The 13,777-nt window shown below is 47.1% G+C and carries 16 protein-coding genes; 8 read left to right on the top strand and 8 right to left on the bottom strand.

Annotation, left to right across the window (positions count from 1 at the left end; translation table 11 throughout):
- Window positions 1–113: 113 nt before the first annotated feature.
- Complete coding sequence (locus tag LDX50_RS29975) at window positions 114–686, top strand: hypothetical protein (RefSeq protein WP_225698740.1); 573 nt, start codon at window positions 114–116, stop codon at window positions 684–686.
- A 99-nt stretch (window positions 687–785) separates the two neighbouring features.
- Window positions 786–968 (top strand): hypothetical protein, encoded by a 183-nt coding sequence (locus tag LDX50_RS29970; RefSeq protein ID WP_225699997.1) that lies wholly within the window; start codon window positions 786–788, stop codon window positions 966–968.
- Window positions 969–1,386: 418 nt separating this feature from the next.
- On the opposite strand, the gene sucD is transcribed toward LDX50_RS29970, so the two are convergent.
- The 4 genes from sucD to LDX50_RS29950 form a co-directional block, all read right to left on the bottom strand.
- Complete coding sequence (gene sucD / locus LDX50_RS29965; protein WP_225699996.1) at window positions 1,387–2,259, bottom strand: succinate--CoA ligase subunit alpha; 873 nt, start codon at window positions 2,257–2,259, stop codon at window positions 1,387–1,389.
- Between the two features lie 345 nt (window positions 2,260–2,604).
- Complete coding sequence (locus LDX50_RS29960; protein ID WP_225699995.1) at window positions 2,605–3,210, bottom strand: superoxide dismutase; 606 nt, start codon at window positions 3,208–3,210, stop codon at window positions 2,605–2,607.
- Window positions 3,211–3,319: 109 nt separating this feature from the next.
- Window positions 3,320–3,769: a nucleoside deaminase gene (locus LDX50_RS29955; protein WP_225699994.1), complete on the bottom strand. Its 450-nt coding sequence runs from the start codon at window positions 3,767–3,769 to the stop codon at window positions 3,320–3,322.
- Window position 3,770: 1 nt separating this feature from the next.
- Window positions 3,771–4,316: a hypothetical protein gene (locus LDX50_RS29950; protein WP_225699993.1), complete on the bottom strand. Its 546-nt coding sequence runs from the start codon at window positions 4,314–4,316 to the stop codon at window positions 3,771–3,773.
- 83 nt (window positions 4,317–4,399) lie between these two features.
- On the opposite strand from LDX50_RS29950, the gene aspS reads away from it, so the two are divergent.
- The 5 genes from aspS to LDX50_RS29925 all read left to right on the top strand — a co-directional run bounded on the left by aspS (window position 4,400) and on the right by LDX50_RS29925 (window position 9,909).
- Window positions 4,400–6,166: an aspartate--tRNA ligase gene (gene aspS / locus LDX50_RS29945; protein ID WP_225699992.1), complete on the top strand. Its 1,767-nt coding sequence runs from the start codon at window positions 4,400–4,402 to the stop codon at window positions 6,164–6,166.
- A gap of 57 nt (window positions 6,167–6,223) precedes the next feature.
- Window positions 6,224–7,285 carry an aminotransferase class I/II-fold pyridoxal phosphate-dependent enzyme gene (locus LDX50_RS29940; protein WP_225699991.1) on the top strand — a complete coding sequence of 354 codons (1,062 nt, stop codon included), beginning with the start codon at window positions 6,224–6,226 and terminating at the stop codon, window positions 7,283–7,285.
- Window positions 7,282–8,220 (top strand): nucleoside hydrolase, encoded by a 939-nt coding sequence (locus LDX50_RS29935; protein ID WP_225699990.1) that lies wholly within the window; start codon window positions 7,282–7,284, stop codon window positions 8,218–8,220. The genes LDX50_RS29940 and LDX50_RS29935 overlap by 4 nt, the downstream gene beginning before the upstream one ends.
- Before the next feature lie 165 nt (window positions 8,221–8,385).
- Window positions 8,386–8,901 carry a VOC family protein gene (locus LDX50_RS29930; RefSeq protein ID WP_225699989.1) on the top strand — a complete coding sequence of 172 codons (516 nt, stop codon included), beginning with the start codon at window positions 8,386–8,388 and terminating at the stop codon, window positions 8,899–8,901.
- Window positions 8,902–8,904: 3 nt separating this feature from the next.
- A complete protein-coding gene (locus tag LDX50_RS29925; protein WP_225699988.1) occupies window positions 8,905–9,909 on the top strand; it encodes a peptidyl-alpha-hydroxyglycine alpha-amidating lyase family protein in 1,005 nt (334 codons plus the stop codon).
- Here the strand turns inward: LDX50_RS29925 and LDX50_RS29920 are convergent.
- Both LDX50_RS29920 and LDX50_RS29915 read right to left on the bottom strand, forming a co-directional pair.
- A complete protein-coding gene (locus tag LDX50_RS29920; RefSeq protein ID WP_225699987.1) occupies window positions 9,898–10,446 on the bottom strand; it encodes a cysteine hydrolase family protein in 549 nt (182 codons plus the stop codon). The genes LDX50_RS29925 and LDX50_RS29920 overlap by 12 nt on opposite strands.
- A 4-nt stretch (window positions 10,447–10,450) precedes the next feature.
- The gene (locus LDX50_RS29915) at window positions 10,451–10,789 is read right to left on the bottom strand and encodes a TfoX/Sxy family protein (RefSeq protein ID WP_225699986.1); all 339 of its coding nucleotides are present in this window, start codon (window positions 10,787–10,789) and stop codon (window positions 10,451–10,453) included.
- A gap of 177 nt (window positions 10,790–10,966) precedes the next feature.
- On the opposite strand from LDX50_RS29915, the gene LDX50_RS29910 reads away from it, so the two are divergent.
- Entirely contained in the window at window positions 10,967–11,437 is a 471-nt protein-coding gene (locus LDX50_RS29910; RefSeq protein WP_225699985.1) for a DsrE family protein, read from the top strand.
- Between the two features lie 50 nt (window positions 11,438–11,487).
- Here LDX50_RS29910 and LDX50_RS29905 read toward each other — a convergent pair whose 3' ends face one another.
- Both LDX50_RS29905 and LDX50_RS29900 read right to left on the bottom strand, forming a co-directional pair.
- Window positions 11,488–13,200, bottom strand: a complete 1,713-nt coding sequence (locus tag LDX50_RS29905; RefSeq protein WP_225699984.1) for a GMC oxidoreductase — start codon at window positions 13,198–13,200, stop codon at window positions 11,488–11,490.
- Window positions 13,197–13,763, bottom strand: a complete 567-nt coding sequence (locus tag LDX50_RS29900; RefSeq protein WP_225699983.1) for a gluconate 2-dehydrogenase subunit 3 family protein — start codon at window positions 13,761–13,763, stop codon at window positions 13,197–13,199. Before LDX50_RS29900 ends, LDX50_RS29905 begins: the two co-directional genes overlap by 4 nt.
- Window positions 13,764–13,777: the final 14 nt, after the last annotated feature.

Here is a 13,777-nt window from a genome sequence, read left to right as displayed (position 1 = left end):
TGTTAACTTATTGGCACCACCCTTGCCATTTAACAGACAGGTCAACAAAGGTCAAAAACTCAAAATAATTACAACAACAACAAAGAAGGTCAAAAACTCAAAATACAACAATCATGAAACTCTTATTTTCAACCCTGATAACATTTGCTTTGATCGTCAACACTGAACGCCCCGCGTCTGTGGAACCCGAAGCCTCTACCATCGCTCATTTCGTTCCTGCTACTGAAGCCAGCTTCGGTTACGCAAGTCCTTACTACCTCGATATCGATCGTGACGGTAAAAACGATTTCGTTTTCCAAACCGTATCGGTAGGTCTTGAAGGAAGTGTACACACCAAATACATCATCCAGGCATTGCAGGATCACCAGGTAATGGATATTGCCGGAAGTGCCGCCATCACTGAAAAAGGTGAAAACATCTCCATGGATATGCCACGCGGTAATGTTCGCTGGAGCGAGGCACACGGTGAGATCATCGAATCGGTTTATAACGGTGAGTCCCTCAACTGGAATGGAACCTGGTCTGGTGACCGTGCCCAGTACCTCGGCGTGAAACTTGTGAAAGATGGAAAATCATACCTCGGATGGGTACGTGTGGAACTCAACCCCGAAACTGAAAAAGCATTCGTAAAAGAATACGCCATCAACAGAACACCCAACGCGAATATCGCATCAGGTGACATGTAACAGAACTTTTGAGGTTAGTAAACAGATACAGAAATTATTCCCTCAACAATAAAAAAAGCCCCGTTTTGGGGCTTTTTTTATTGTTGTGAATGGGCACATATGCGCCGTACATTTCCACCCACCAGCGTCATCCCGGCGGTACTCCATGAGGCACCCGGCTATGCCGGGGACATTCAGGGAGTCGGGCGGGGACCTTTGTCCGTCGCTAATCCTATATTGTTTATGCCGAAAGGCCAGATGATGGGTAAGGTTGTCACTATACTGTTCAATGCCACACAATAGGCCCCGGTCCGACTCCCGGCTCAAGGCCGGGAGATTATACTGGGATGACGAGTGAAAGAGGAGTTGCTGCTCAAAGCTGGAAGATTACACGGACCTGCCTGCCTGAAGGCAGGTAGCCCCTCCCCAAACCGTCATCCCTGCGGAACTCCCTGAGATCGGCGGCGATAGCCGGGGATAATCAGGGAGTCGGGCAGGGATCTGCATCCGTCGCAAATTCTTTATTTGCTTTTGCCGGGTAAAGGAAGCCAGATGATGGGTAACATTGTCTCTATACTGTTCAATGCCACACAATAGGTCCCGGTCCGACTCCCGGCTCAAGGCCGGGAGATTACACCGGGATGACGTGTGAAAGAAGGGTTGCGGCTCAAAGCTGGAAGATTACACGGGCCTCCCGGAGGGCAGGCAGGCTGACTACTGACTATTTCAGCGCTTCTGCCATAACAGCCCCGATATCCGCAGGAGAGGCTACTACGTGCAGACCACATTCTTTCATGATTTTCATTTTGGCGGCAGCGGTATCATCAGCGCCTCCGATAATGGCACCGGCATGCCCCATCCGTTTTCCTTTCGGAGCAGTTTGTCCGGCAATAAATCCAACTACAGGCTTAGGGTTTCCCTTCGACTGGATCCAGCGAGCAGCATCCGCTTCATACTGACCGCCAATCTCACCAATCATGACAATACCTTCCGTCTCCGGGTCATTCATCAGCATTTCCACCGCTTCCTTGGTTGATGTCCCGATGATGGGATCACCACCGATACCGATCGCGGTTGATATTCCCATGCCAGCCTTAACCACCTGGTCGGCCGCTTCATAGGTAAGTGTTCCCGACTTGGAAACGATCCCGATTTTTCCGGACTTAAATACAAAACCCGGCATGATACCAACTTTGGCCTCACCTGGCGTGATTACACCCGGACAGTTCGGACCGATGAGCGTTACACCGCGATCCTTAATATATTTCTTTGCATGCAGCATGTCCTTAACAGGAATGCCCTCTGTAATGGCAATGATTACCTTGATACCGGCATCAGCAGCTTCCATGATCGCATCCGCAGCAAATGCCGGAGGCACAAAAATGATCGATACGTTCGCACCAGCCTTATCCACAGCGTCCTTTACTGTATTGAAAACCGGACGATCAAGGTGGGTCTGACCACCCTTGCCAGGTGTTACCCCGCCAACGACATTAGTCCCGTATTCAATCATCTGTCCGGCATGAAATGTTCCTTCAGAACCGGTAAAACCCTGTACAATAACTTTTGAATCTTTGTTTACAAGTACGCTCATGGATGGTTATTTTTTTAACGCCACAAAAATAGAATATTCCTTCGCTTTCACAAAGACGTTGCACCTCTTTGATCTGAAACATCAAAAACGTTCACAGGCTGTTCATAATCGTACACAAAAAAGAATCGAACAATATTTAAATAATTGATTATCAATACTTTATATTTTTGGTACGGCTGTTGCATTCTAAAATGCAGGTCAGGATCAAGGAATTAACTCAATCAATATAAACAACAACCCAACCAACCGTAGAGACGGCGGTACAAAAAAAGAGGAGCAAAAGAGCTCCTCCCGTCAAATTGATTTCATAGTTTAGGTTAAAAAGGCCCGTGCTTGGGCCTTTTTTTATTTACCTTCTTCAAACCGGCGTGCTACTTCACTCCAGTTGATCACATTATAAAATGATGAAATATAATCAGGTCTCCTGTTCTGGTAATGCAGGTAATACGCATGTTCCCAAACATCCAGTCCAAGAATAGGATATCCTCCGCAGCCAACACCAGGCATCAGTGTATTGTCCTGGTTGGCAGTTGAACAAATTTCAACCTTACCACCGGGGTGCACGCAAAGCCACGCCCAGCCTGAACCGAAACGGGTAGCTGCTGCAGCCGAGAACTTCTCCTTAAATCCGTCGAAAGATCCGAATGCAGCATTAATTGCTTCTGCCAATGCTCCTGTAGGCTGTCCGCCCCCATCGGGAGACATTACTTTCCAGAAAAGATTATGGTTATAATATCCACCGCCATTATTTCGAATAGCTGTATTATCACTGTGACTTTTCAATAAGTCCTCAATTGACTTGCCTTCCATGTCAGTTCCGGCAACTGCGTCATTTAATTTGCTGGTATAACCAGCGTGATGCTTGCCATGGTGAATTTCCATGGTACGTGCATCAATATTTGGTTCCAAGGCATCGAATGCATATGGAAGATTGGGTAATTCGAAAGACATAATATATATGATTTTATTGTTGAACATCTATGAAGACCTGGGCCTTCGATAAGGAATACTAAGTTACGTGTTTACACACTTGAATAAAATTCTGTGGTCCCAAAAAATACTAATCTCTTAATCTCTTAAAGAACCGTTTCACCATTTCAGAGGATTCCTGTTCATACGGCCCGCGGACAACCTCAGTTCGCGGATGAATCAGTCCCGGATTCAGTGAAATGTAACCCCTTTTCTCATCCGAAGCAGCATAGACCAGCCTTTTCAGTTGAGCCCAGTAAAGTGCTCCGGCACACATGCCGCACGGCTCAAGGGTCACATAAAGAGAACAGTCGGTAAGGTATTTTGTTCCGAGATAATGCGTAGCGGAGGTGATGGCGAGCATTTCAGCATGAGCAGTCGGGTCATTCAGTTTTTCAGTCTGATTGTAGGCCCTGGCAATGATACGGCCGTTGGCCACCATCACAGCCCCGACCGGAATTTCACCTTCTTCCTCGGCCTGAAGCGCAAGCTTCATCGCTTCATTCATGAAATATTCATCGGTAAGAATGCCTCCCTCCATATTATTTCACTTTCACGCTTTGCATAATTGCCGCGGCTTTCTCTGTCCACTGATCTTTAATCTGAACAGGACACTGGAAGGTAAAAACATAGGTCTGCATATCCTTGATGAGATACATAACATAGTTATACTTCCGGACAGCCTGTCGGTTTTCAAGGCTTTCCTCCGGATTAATACGCGAATCAAACTCAAAAATAATGAAATCCTTTCCATCGATGGTTTCGATCACCTCCTTGGTAAAATCAACCCGATCATAGAGATTCATCACACTCGACTTGAAAAAATCCTTTGCGATGGGTGTATCAGTTGACCTCCATTGTGTGGCCGAAATTTTGATACTTATGTCTGCAAGGCGCTGACTATTGGTATACGCTCCCAGTGGCCGGCGCACCGACGGATAGCGCTGGGCGATGTCCTGAGGCGTCATTTCATAAAAATCTTCCGGGAGGGACATGGTGATATTTTCACCTACCTTGATCTTGGTCCACTTTCCCTCCTGGGTAAACGGACTGAATATCAGGACAAGGACTAGAAAAAACTTGGTCATACAGATCTGCTAAATTTTATAAATCTTTTTCCGGCAAAATTAATACGGTTAACTTTGACCTTCCAAAAATAAGAAAGATATCCATGCTCAGATCACATACTTGCGGAGAATTACGAATGGAACATGTCGGACAGGACGTAATCCTTACCGGATGGGTGCAGCGCATCCGGGATAAGGGCGGCCTGATCTGGATCGACCTCCGCGATAAATACGGCATTACCCAGCTTTTATTTGAAGAAGGATCTACGCCATCCGAAATTATTGATGTAGCCACATCCCTCGGCCGTGAATATGTAATTCAGGCTTCAGGTCAGGTCGTTGAACGCGTCAGCAAAAATGACAAGATCCCCACAGGAGATGTGGAGATCAAAGTGAACCGGCTTTCGATTCTGAATGCTGCCAAAACACCTCCATTTACCATTGAAGATGAAACCGACGGTGGTGATGACCTTCGGTTGAAATACCGTTACCTGGATCTGAGACGAAAGACCGTTCGGGAAAAACTGCAGCTGCGCCACCGCTTAATGCGGGAAACGCGCAACTACCTCGATAATTCAGATTTTATCGAAGTGGAGACACCCGTACTTATAAAATCCACTCCCGAAGGTGCCCGTGATTTTGTTGTTCCGTCAAGAATGAATCCCGGGGAATTCTATGCATTGCCGCAGTCACCTCAAACTTTCAAGCAGTTGCTGATGGTCTCTGGTTTCGACCGGTATTACCAGCTTGTCAAATGTTTTCGTGACGAAGACCTGCGCGCAGACCGTCAGCCGGAATTCACCCAGATTGACTGCGAAATGTCGTTCGTGGAGCGTGAGGATATCCTGAATACCTTCGAGGGACTGATCCGTCATCTGTTTAAAACATTGAAAAACATTGATATCGGCGATGTTCCAAGAATTCAATATGACGATGCTATGCGTATGTATGGTTCCGACAAACCGGATATCCGGTTCGGAATGTCATTCCATGAACTAAATGACGTCGCACAGGGCAAAGGATTCAACGTCTTCGACCAGGCAGAGCTTGTGGTTGGTATTTGCGCCCCGAACTGTGCGGAATATACGCGCAAACAGCTTGATGCACTCACCGATTTCGTCAGAAAGCCTCAAATCGGCGCCAAGGGATTGGTCTATGTAAAATACAACGAGGATGGCTCTTTCAAGTCCTCTGTTGATAAATTTTACGGCGAGGAAGACCTGAAGAAATGGGCTGAAAAGATGAGCGCCAAACCCGGTGATCTGATGCTGGTACTTTCCGGAGATATAAATCCAACAAGGAAAGCGCTGAACGAGCTGCGTCTGCATATGGGCAATGAGCTCGGCTTACGAAGCAAAGATGAGTTTAAGGTATTATGGGTGCTTGATTTTCCGTTGGTGGAATGGGATGAAGAAACCAACCGTTACCACGCCATGCACCATCCGTTTACCTCTCCCCGCCCGGAAGACCGAGAAAAGATGATCTCAGACCCGGGAAGTGTAAAGGCGAATGCATATGACCTGGTCATTAACGGCGTGGAAATCGGTGGTGGATCCATTCGTATCCATGATCGAGACCTTCAGCAGGAAATGTTCAAACTTCTGGGATTCACAGATGAGGAAGCGAAAAAGCAATTTGGTTTCCTGATGGATGCCTTTGAATTTGGAGCTCCTCCGCACGGGGGAATTGCCTTTGGTTTTGATCGTTTGTGCGCAACTTTTGGCGGGTCTGATTCAATCCGTGATTACATTGCATTTCCAAAAAATAATTCCGGTCGTGACGTCATGATTGACTCTCCGAGTACTATCAGTGAAGAACAATTAAAAGAACTATCGCTGAATGTAGTGCTCAATCGTCCGGAAGCAAAATAAACGGGTATGAGAATACTGAATCCTTTTGAATACAGTATTCTCATTTTCTGAAACAGTTTGGCTGTCAACTCAAAATACCGCCGCATCTTGCCGGAGATCCGGGGATTGGTCGATTTCTCATCGAACGATTACCTGGGCCTTGCGAGATCCGATATATTCAGCGGATCACCCGACGGGGCCCATGGCTCCACCGGGTCAAGATTGCTCACAGGAAATTCAGAGGAGGCCATGCATACTGAAGCGTACCTGGCAGATCACTGGTCGCAGGAGGGCGTTCTGATATTTCCTTCCGGGTATATGGCCAACCTCGGATTGCTCTCAGCGGTTCCGGGCCGGCATGACACCATACTTTATGACAGCCTGTCCCACGCATGTATCAAAGACGGAGTTCGGCTTTCACTGGCAAACGGATTTTCATTCCGACACAACGACCTCAATCACCTGGAGTCACGATTAAAGAATGCCTCCGGACAGGCGTATGTTGTGGTGGAATCTGTTTATTCGATGGATGGAGACCAGGCGCCATTGAAAGAAATACAGCTGCTTTGTCAGCAATTTGAAGCCCGGCTCATCATTGATGAAGCGCATGCTACCGGATTGGCAGGGATACATGGCGGGGGAATTTCTGAAGCCGATAATATTGAGTTTTTCGCCAGGGTAAATACATTTGGCAAGGCTGTCGGACTGCACGGAGCATCTGTCTCAGGCTCTGCCTGGCTCAAAGATTTTCTGGTCAATAATTCCCGGCCATTCATTTACACCACGGCACCACCACCCCACTTGTTTGTCCAGATCAGGAAAGCCTTTGATTTTCTGAAATCACATCCGGAGTTGGCGGTACGTCTTTACAACAATATTTCCTATTTTCATCAAAAAAGTGGAGCGATTCTGAATGAACGTGTAATGCCCGGACCCCATGCGGTGCAGGCTGTTTTGATCCCGGGGGAAGAACCCGTACGAAATGCCGCAGCAACCGTACAAGCTGCCGGGTACGATGTGCGACCCATTCTTCCTCCAACGGTTCAGGAAGGTACAGAGCGTCTCAGGATCTGCCTTCACAGTTACAATACAAAGGAACAGATGGACGGCCTTCTCACCATTTTAAAAACATTATTATGATGCTACGCAAGATATTGCTGTCATTCCTGCTATTTATATCAGGCCTGCTTCACGCAAACGGTCAGCAAAAGGTATGGCTGGATACGGATACGGGAAATGAGATGGACGATCTGTATGCACTCGTTCGTCTCGTTCTGGATCCGGATATCGAGGTGGTGGGAATCAGTTCGGCGCATTTCAACAATCCCGATCTTCTCGTTTTTGAAAAATGGAATGCGTATGATGCGAAGACGCTCAACACTGTCGAGGAAAGTCAGCGCTTGAATGAAGAGCTCATGTCTGCCATGCAAATCACTGGTATTCCACTCCCGCTGGGTGCCGACCGTCAGATTGGACGTGCCTGGGGCCAGCAGGATCCCCGTGATTCACCGGCAGTTCAGGAGTTGATTCGGCAAGTGAAGATGCTGAAGGATGATGAGTTCCTGGATGTGTTAACGTTGGGAGCACTTACGAACATTGCCTCAGCTGTGATCATAGCCCCTGAAATCCTCCCCAGAATAAGGGTTTTCAGCCTTGGTGCGCGATATAACCCCAATACCCGGGCCTGGAATAAGAATGAATTCAACATCCGCAATGATCTGAATGCATTCGACTACCTGCTGAACCTGGAGGGTTTTGATTTCACCGTGATGCCATTGGATGCTGCATTTCCCCTTCAATTTGACCGGGATAATACCTATGAGCAATTAAAAGATGCCATTCCCGTAGAAAAAATACTGGCAGATCGCTGGCGCATACACAACCCGCAGGATAAAACAAGGATCATGTGGGACCTCGCCCTCGTGGAAGCCTACCTGAAACCGGGGCTTGCGAAAATAGCGGAGGTAAACACACCACCCGAAAATAAAGTACGAAACATCCGGGTTTACACCTGGATCGATCACGAAAAACTCGCGGCTGATTTTTGGAAGACCCTGAATGAGAATCGAAATTAGATCAACCCCCGAAATAGATTATCAGGCCACCCCAATCCCCTATTGATGGGGAATAAAATATTTTGGACGGACAACCCATAATTCCCGCTTTAATTTTTATGATTAAGTAAATCGAAATACAATTGCCGGAATGTGACTATATTGAATTTCTTAACCACAAATTCAATGAAAATCCGACAAGCACTGCTATTCCTCACCTTATCAGCTATGCTGCTGATTGCCGCAACCTATACCGGCAAACAAAAGGCCCTTTCACCCCGCTTCAACCATGTCATGCTCTATGTATCTGATATTGATGCATCCATCGAATTTTACACCAGGGCATTCGACCTGGAGGTTACACAGAGAATAACATCACTGAAGGTCCTGCAGCCCGATGGCACAGAAACAACCAATACGGTTAATATGGCTTTTCTGAAATTTCCGGGCCAGGACTTCGTTTTTGAAATGGCCGAACGGTCGGTTGAAGACAATGGAATTTCTCCGTTTTTTCAACACCTGGGTGTGGATGTCAAGAATATTGAAAAAGCAGCACAACGTGTGCTTGACGCAGGTGGAAAGGATTATACGGGTGTAAGAACAGTACGCACGAATTTGAATACTTCTGCAAAAAATGCATTCTTCAAAGGACCCGATGGAGAATCAATTGAATTAATGGAAATTATGTCCGGAGAATTTTAACCAATGAAAATAAACCTGCTTAGTATCACATCGATTTTCCTGATAACCCTGATCGGCTGTAAAAATCAGACTGCCGAAACTGAATCAGCCAGCACCTCTGCTGTCGCATACAGTCTGATGCAGGACTGGCCCGACCTGCCTGACTCGATTCAACTGGGGAATGCAACCGGGCTCGATATCGACAAGCATGGTCATTTATTCGTATTTCACCGTGCCGGCCGTCAATGGACAGATCCATTTCCGGAAGATCCGATAACCAGGCCAACCATCTTCATGCTGGACGCTGAATCAGGCAATTTGATCAATTCCTGGGGTGAAGATCTTTTCATTATGCCACATGGTCTCACGGCAGACAAAGAAAATAATGTATGGATGACTGATGTAGCACGGCACCAGGTCTTCAAATTCAGTCATGAAGGTGAATTGCTGCTGACCCTCGGAGAAGAAGGAATTTACGGTACCGACTCAAGTCATTTTTACCTGCCAACCGACATTGCCATCGCTTCAAATGGAAATATCTACGTAAGCGACGGCTATGGCAACAGCAGGGTGATTGTCTTCGATCCATCCGGGAAATACCTTTTTGACTGGGGCATATTTGGCGATCTGCCGGGACAGTTCAATACACCCCACGGTATTGATATTGATGAGGAGGGAAATGTATATGTCGCAGACCGGGAGAACAACAGGATCCAGAAATTCAGTGCCGAGGGAGAGTTTATCAAGCTGTGGCAAAATGAAGAAGGTGAGCAACTATACTCCGTTGTAACGGGAAAGAACGGTGACGTATTCGGTATTGATTACCACGTCGTGGCGGAAAGCATCGTGAAAGGTTCCGATATCATCCACCTCGATGCATTGGAATCAGTTTTGAACAGGTACGGCAGAAATGGGAATTACAACGGTGAGGTTGTACGATACCATGACATTGCTATTGATGAGAAGGGCAACCTGTATACTGCTGATATCCTTGAAAATACCATTCAGAAATTCAATTCAACGAAGTAAATCCTCTGTTATTTTCACTTCAGCAAACTCGCCTGAAAGATTGGCAAGCTCAATATCATGGACCAGCTGGGCATCATATAATTGATTCCCGTTCGTTTTGGCAAACGCCGCTGTAGCATCAGAAACAACGACAACCTTAAATCCAAGATTTGCCGCCATACGTACGGTTGATGAAATACAATGTTCAGTAGTGAGCCCCGCTATAACCAGCTTATTGATATCCATTGCTTGCAGTCTGTCTGCCAGGTCGGTACCAATAAATGCGCTGTTCACATTTTTTTCAATCACCGGCTCTCCGGCCTCAGGCTGAACAACCGACTTAATGCTGTTGCCAGGCTTACCCGGCGCCAGGGGAGAATCCGGATTGGTAGAATTGTGCTTCACATGTATTATCGGAAACTCCCTGGTACGCCAATAACTCAGTAATTTCGCCATATTGGCCTCAGCATCCGGGTTATTTCTGTGCCCGCCGTAATAATCCAGCTCATCCAGCCCGACCTGAACGTCGACAAGCAATAACGCAGCAGGATTTGACATTCTCTTAATGTTGTTTGTTAAACTCCAGGGCCTTTTGAATCCAGAAGTCGAGATCATCATCCGCATCGAATCCTTCCGGATCAATGAACAGAAATCCTCTCATGGTCTTTCTGGTAAAATCCATTTCACGGCTTCCCCGCTTGAAGAGCAACTGGTCATGCGAAGCCTTTCCTACCCGGATCATCAACCGGTCGTTGCCGGTTTTTTTATCCATATCAATTCCTACACACATTTTCTCATTCACCATAAAGATGAGCCCGCCCATCATCTTCTTTTCATCGGATATTCCGTGCGGCTTCAGGCGTTGCCGCACCCGGTCTGCAAGGTATTCGCTATATGCCATGCTTCATTATTCTTCCTTGTAAGGTAAAAAAATTGGTAATCAAATGTCCGGGATATTTTTAAAAAAGTGTACGGCCGTTTAATGTCAACCGTAACCAAAGTTACCTCATCAATCAAAAAAATTAGGTCAATTTGAAATAACAAAGTCAATGAATTCATCAATCAAATGCCTGAAATTATGAAAAGTAAAATATCAATCGTTTTGTCTGGCTTGCTCATCATCATGACCGGTTTTGTCGCGAACGCCACATCTTTTTCTGAAAATCCCGCCGGTACAGTTTGCCTAACAGATCCGGCAGAATTGATCATCAATCTTACGAGTGATGTAACCGCCAGTCCGCAGAGTTCGCTAATGGCTCTTCATTTTGCCGAAAAAGCCCTTGAAAACGGGCTGAAGGTGACAATTTTCATGAATGTGATGGGTGTAAAACTAGCCTCGAAAGATGCGGCATCCATCGAATTCAACGGGGAGAACCTGCACGGCATCATAAAAAGTATCATTGCGAAGGGTGGCAATGTTGTTGCCTGCCCTATGTGCATGAAAATTCAGGGGATCTCAGAAAATGATCTGGCCGATGGGATTAACGTATCAAGCCCGGGCATGATGATGCAAAAGCTTCAGGAAAGCCCGACGGTCTTTACTTACTAAAAGCTATTTTAACCTACCTTCGTAAGAGCGCTTCAGGGCGCTCTTACTCTTTATAATGATCCTGCCTTAATTTGCCGATCGGCATAATCCACTGCCCGCGCCGTTAGCGCCATGTATGTGATACTGGGGTTCTGTGTGCCGGAACTTGTCATACAGGAGCCATCTGTAATAAATACATTCGGCACCTCATGCATCTGGTTCCATTTGTTCAGCACACTGGTCCTGGGGTCCCTTCCCATACGCGCGGTACCCATTTCATGAATACAAGCTCCCGGAGCGGTTTCCTGGTTCCATGAAGTAATATCCTTGCAACCCGCAGCCTCAAGCATTTCCTCGGCGCAGGTCACGCCATCCACCCGTAGTTTGGCTTCGTTCTCCCGAAGCTTCGCATCGAACACAATCGTTGGCATACCATGCTTATCGGTTTTATCAAAATTCAGGAACATCTTATTGTCGTGATAGGGAAGCATTTCGCCGAAGCACGTCATACCAATGCCATACTCACCCGGAGTAAATATGACTTCCTTCAGATCCGCGCCGATCACACCAGCAGGAGCATTCGGACCTCTCGACGCCTGTCCCTGGTATCCGAATCCCCGGATATAATCAGTGCGACGTGTTTCCTCATCAATGTTTCTGAACCGTGGAATGTAGAATCCACCAGGCCTTCTGCCTTTGTAATAGGTATCTTCCATGCCGGGCAACGTTCCCCTGGCACCCATGCCGTAATGATGATCCATCATGTTATGACCAAGCTCACCACTTGAATTGCCAAGGCCGTCAGGGAATGTTTCCGAACGGCTGTTCAGCAGGATCGAAGTGGATCCGATGGTACTTGCATTGCAGAAAATGATGCGGGCAAAGAATTCCGATTCCTCGCCTGTATTGGCATCCTTGATCCGAACACTATCGGCCTTCCCGGTCTGTGTGTTGAAGACAATTTCAGTAACGATACTGTCGGCCTGAATCGTAAGATTGCCGGTTTCTGCCGCAACAGCGAGCGTTCCTGAAAGGCTACTGAAATAGGCTCCGTACGGACAGCCACGCCAGCACCGGTCCCGGCTGAGACACTGGCTCCGAAGGCCTTTATGATTCTCAGGGTTGTATTCTGAAAGGTTGGCTACCCGGCCAGGCGTCACTACGCGATGCGGGTACACTTTTCCTACTGCTTCACGGAAATGCTGTTCGGCGCAGTTCAGTGGGAAAGGCTTAAGGAATTGTCCGTCGGGCACCTGCTTCAGACCTTCTTTCTGTCCGCTTACACCCACAAATTTCTCGACATAGTCATACCACGGCTCAATATCCTTGTAACGTATGGGCCAGTCGATGGCAATGCCATCCTTGAGGTTCGCTTCAAAGTCGATATCGCTCCATCGGTAGCAATGCCTGCCCCACATGATGGATCTGCCTCCTACATGATGACCACGGATCCAATCGAACCGCTCCACTTCGTCATAGGGGTATTCATCATCCTTATTGATCCAATGCTTATTATCCTGGTTCACCCACCAGCTCAGCCTGCTTTGCTTGAAGTAATGCAGGGCCTTTTCTTCTGCCGAAACCATATTCCTGTTCTCAAGATCCCAGGTATCCATATTTGCGGTAGGATATTCTCCGTGTTTTACCATTCGGCCACGCTCCAGCACAAGCGTCCTGTACCCCTTGAGGCATAATTCCATGGCGGCATACCCGCCGCTGATCCCTGACCCAATAACGATCGCGTCATAGGTCACTTCCTTTTTTCCGTTGATGTTCAGATTCATATAGCCCAGGCTTTGCCACCTGCTTCTTCCAGGGTGATACATGGCTCGTATTCTCCCGGTACAGGTAAATAGTTCAATTGATTTTCCGCGATCGCTTCAGAAGAAAGATAGAAAGCAATGATCTGCTGCCTGAGATGCATGTAAGCACCGACAACACCTTCCGGCCCATTCAGATTTCCGGTCTCAAAGTCTCGTAAAAAACCAAGTTTTTCCTCCGGGGTCATTTTTGTATAACCTGCTTCCCCCATAAACCTTTCAAGGGAAGTCATACCGGCCTTATATTGTTCCTGATCTGCCTTTTCATAAACATTGCCGACAATGGAGTCGATGGTTTGAGGCACACCAACATCCGAGGCACCCGGAGTATCCGTTCGGGGCAGTATGATATCGGCCATATCCGTTACCAGTTTGAACTGATCAGTGGTAAAAACTTCAGGCTGATAATTTGGGATATCCTCTACTGGTTTGCGCCCGCACCCCGCAAGTATGGAACTCGCCAATGGGGCAAATACGGCGGTTCCGGAAGCCAGTGCCGTATACTTTAATAATTCACGTCTTTTCATAAGCGATAATAAGT

The organism is Fulvivirga sedimenti (assembly GCF_020328055.1).
Note: the sequence above shows the minus strand (reverse complement) of the source record. Positions and strands in the feature narration are given on the sequence as shown.

Coding starts and splice junctions, on each gene's coding strand:
- LDX50_RS29975 (WP_225698740.1), top strand. CDS start 114: ATGAAACTCTTATTTTCAACCCTGATAACATTTGCTTTGATCGTCAAC.
- LDX50_RS29970 (WP_225699997.1), top strand. CDS start 786: ATGCGCCGTACATTTCCACCCACCAGCGTCATCCCGGCGGTACTCCAT.
- sucD (WP_225699996.1), bottom strand. CDS start 2,259: ATGAGCGTACTTGTAAACAAAGATTCAAAAGTTATTGTACAGGGTTTT.
- LDX50_RS29960 (WP_225699995.1), bottom strand. CDS start 3,210: ATGTCTTTCGAATTACCCAATCTTCCATATGCATTCGATGCCTTGGAA.
- LDX50_RS29955 (WP_225699994.1), bottom strand. CDS start 3,769: ATGGAGGGAGGCATTCTTACCGATGAATATTTCATGAATGAAGCGATG.
- LDX50_RS29950 (WP_225699993.1), bottom strand. CDS start 4,316: ATGACCAAGTTTTTTCTAGTCCTTGTCCTGATATTCAGTCCGTTTACC.
- aspS (WP_225699992.1), top strand. CDS start 4,400: ATGCTCAGATCACATACTTGCGGAGAATTACGAATGGAACATGTCGGA.
- LDX50_RS29935 (WP_225699990.1), top strand. CDS start 7,282: ATGATGCTACGCAAGATATTGCTGTCATTCCTGCTATTTATATCAGGC.
- LDX50_RS29930 (WP_225699989.1), top strand. CDS start 8,386: ATGAAAATCCGACAAGCACTGCTATTCCTCACCTTATCAGCTATGCTG.
- LDX50_RS29925 (WP_225699988.1), top strand. CDS start 8,905: ATGAAAATAAACCTGCTTAGTATCACATCGATTTTCCTGATAACCCTG.
- LDX50_RS29920 (WP_225699987.1), bottom strand. CDS start 10,446: ATGTCAAATCCTGCTGCGTTATTGCTTGTCGACGTTCAGGTCGGGCTG.
- LDX50_RS29915 (WP_225699986.1), bottom strand. CDS start 10,789: ATGGCATATAGCGAATACCTTGCAGACCGGGTGCGGCAACGCCTGAAG.
- LDX50_RS29910 (WP_225699985.1), top strand. CDS start 10,967: ATGAAAAGTAAAATATCAATCGTTTTGTCTGGCTTGCTCATCATCATG.
- LDX50_RS29905 (WP_225699984.1), bottom strand. CDS start 13,200: ATGAATCTGAACATCAACGGAAAAAAGGAAGTGACCTATGACGCGATC.
- LDX50_RS29900 (WP_225699983.1), bottom strand. CDS start 13,763: ATGAAAAGACGTGAATTATTAAAGTATACGGCACTGGCTTCCGGAACC.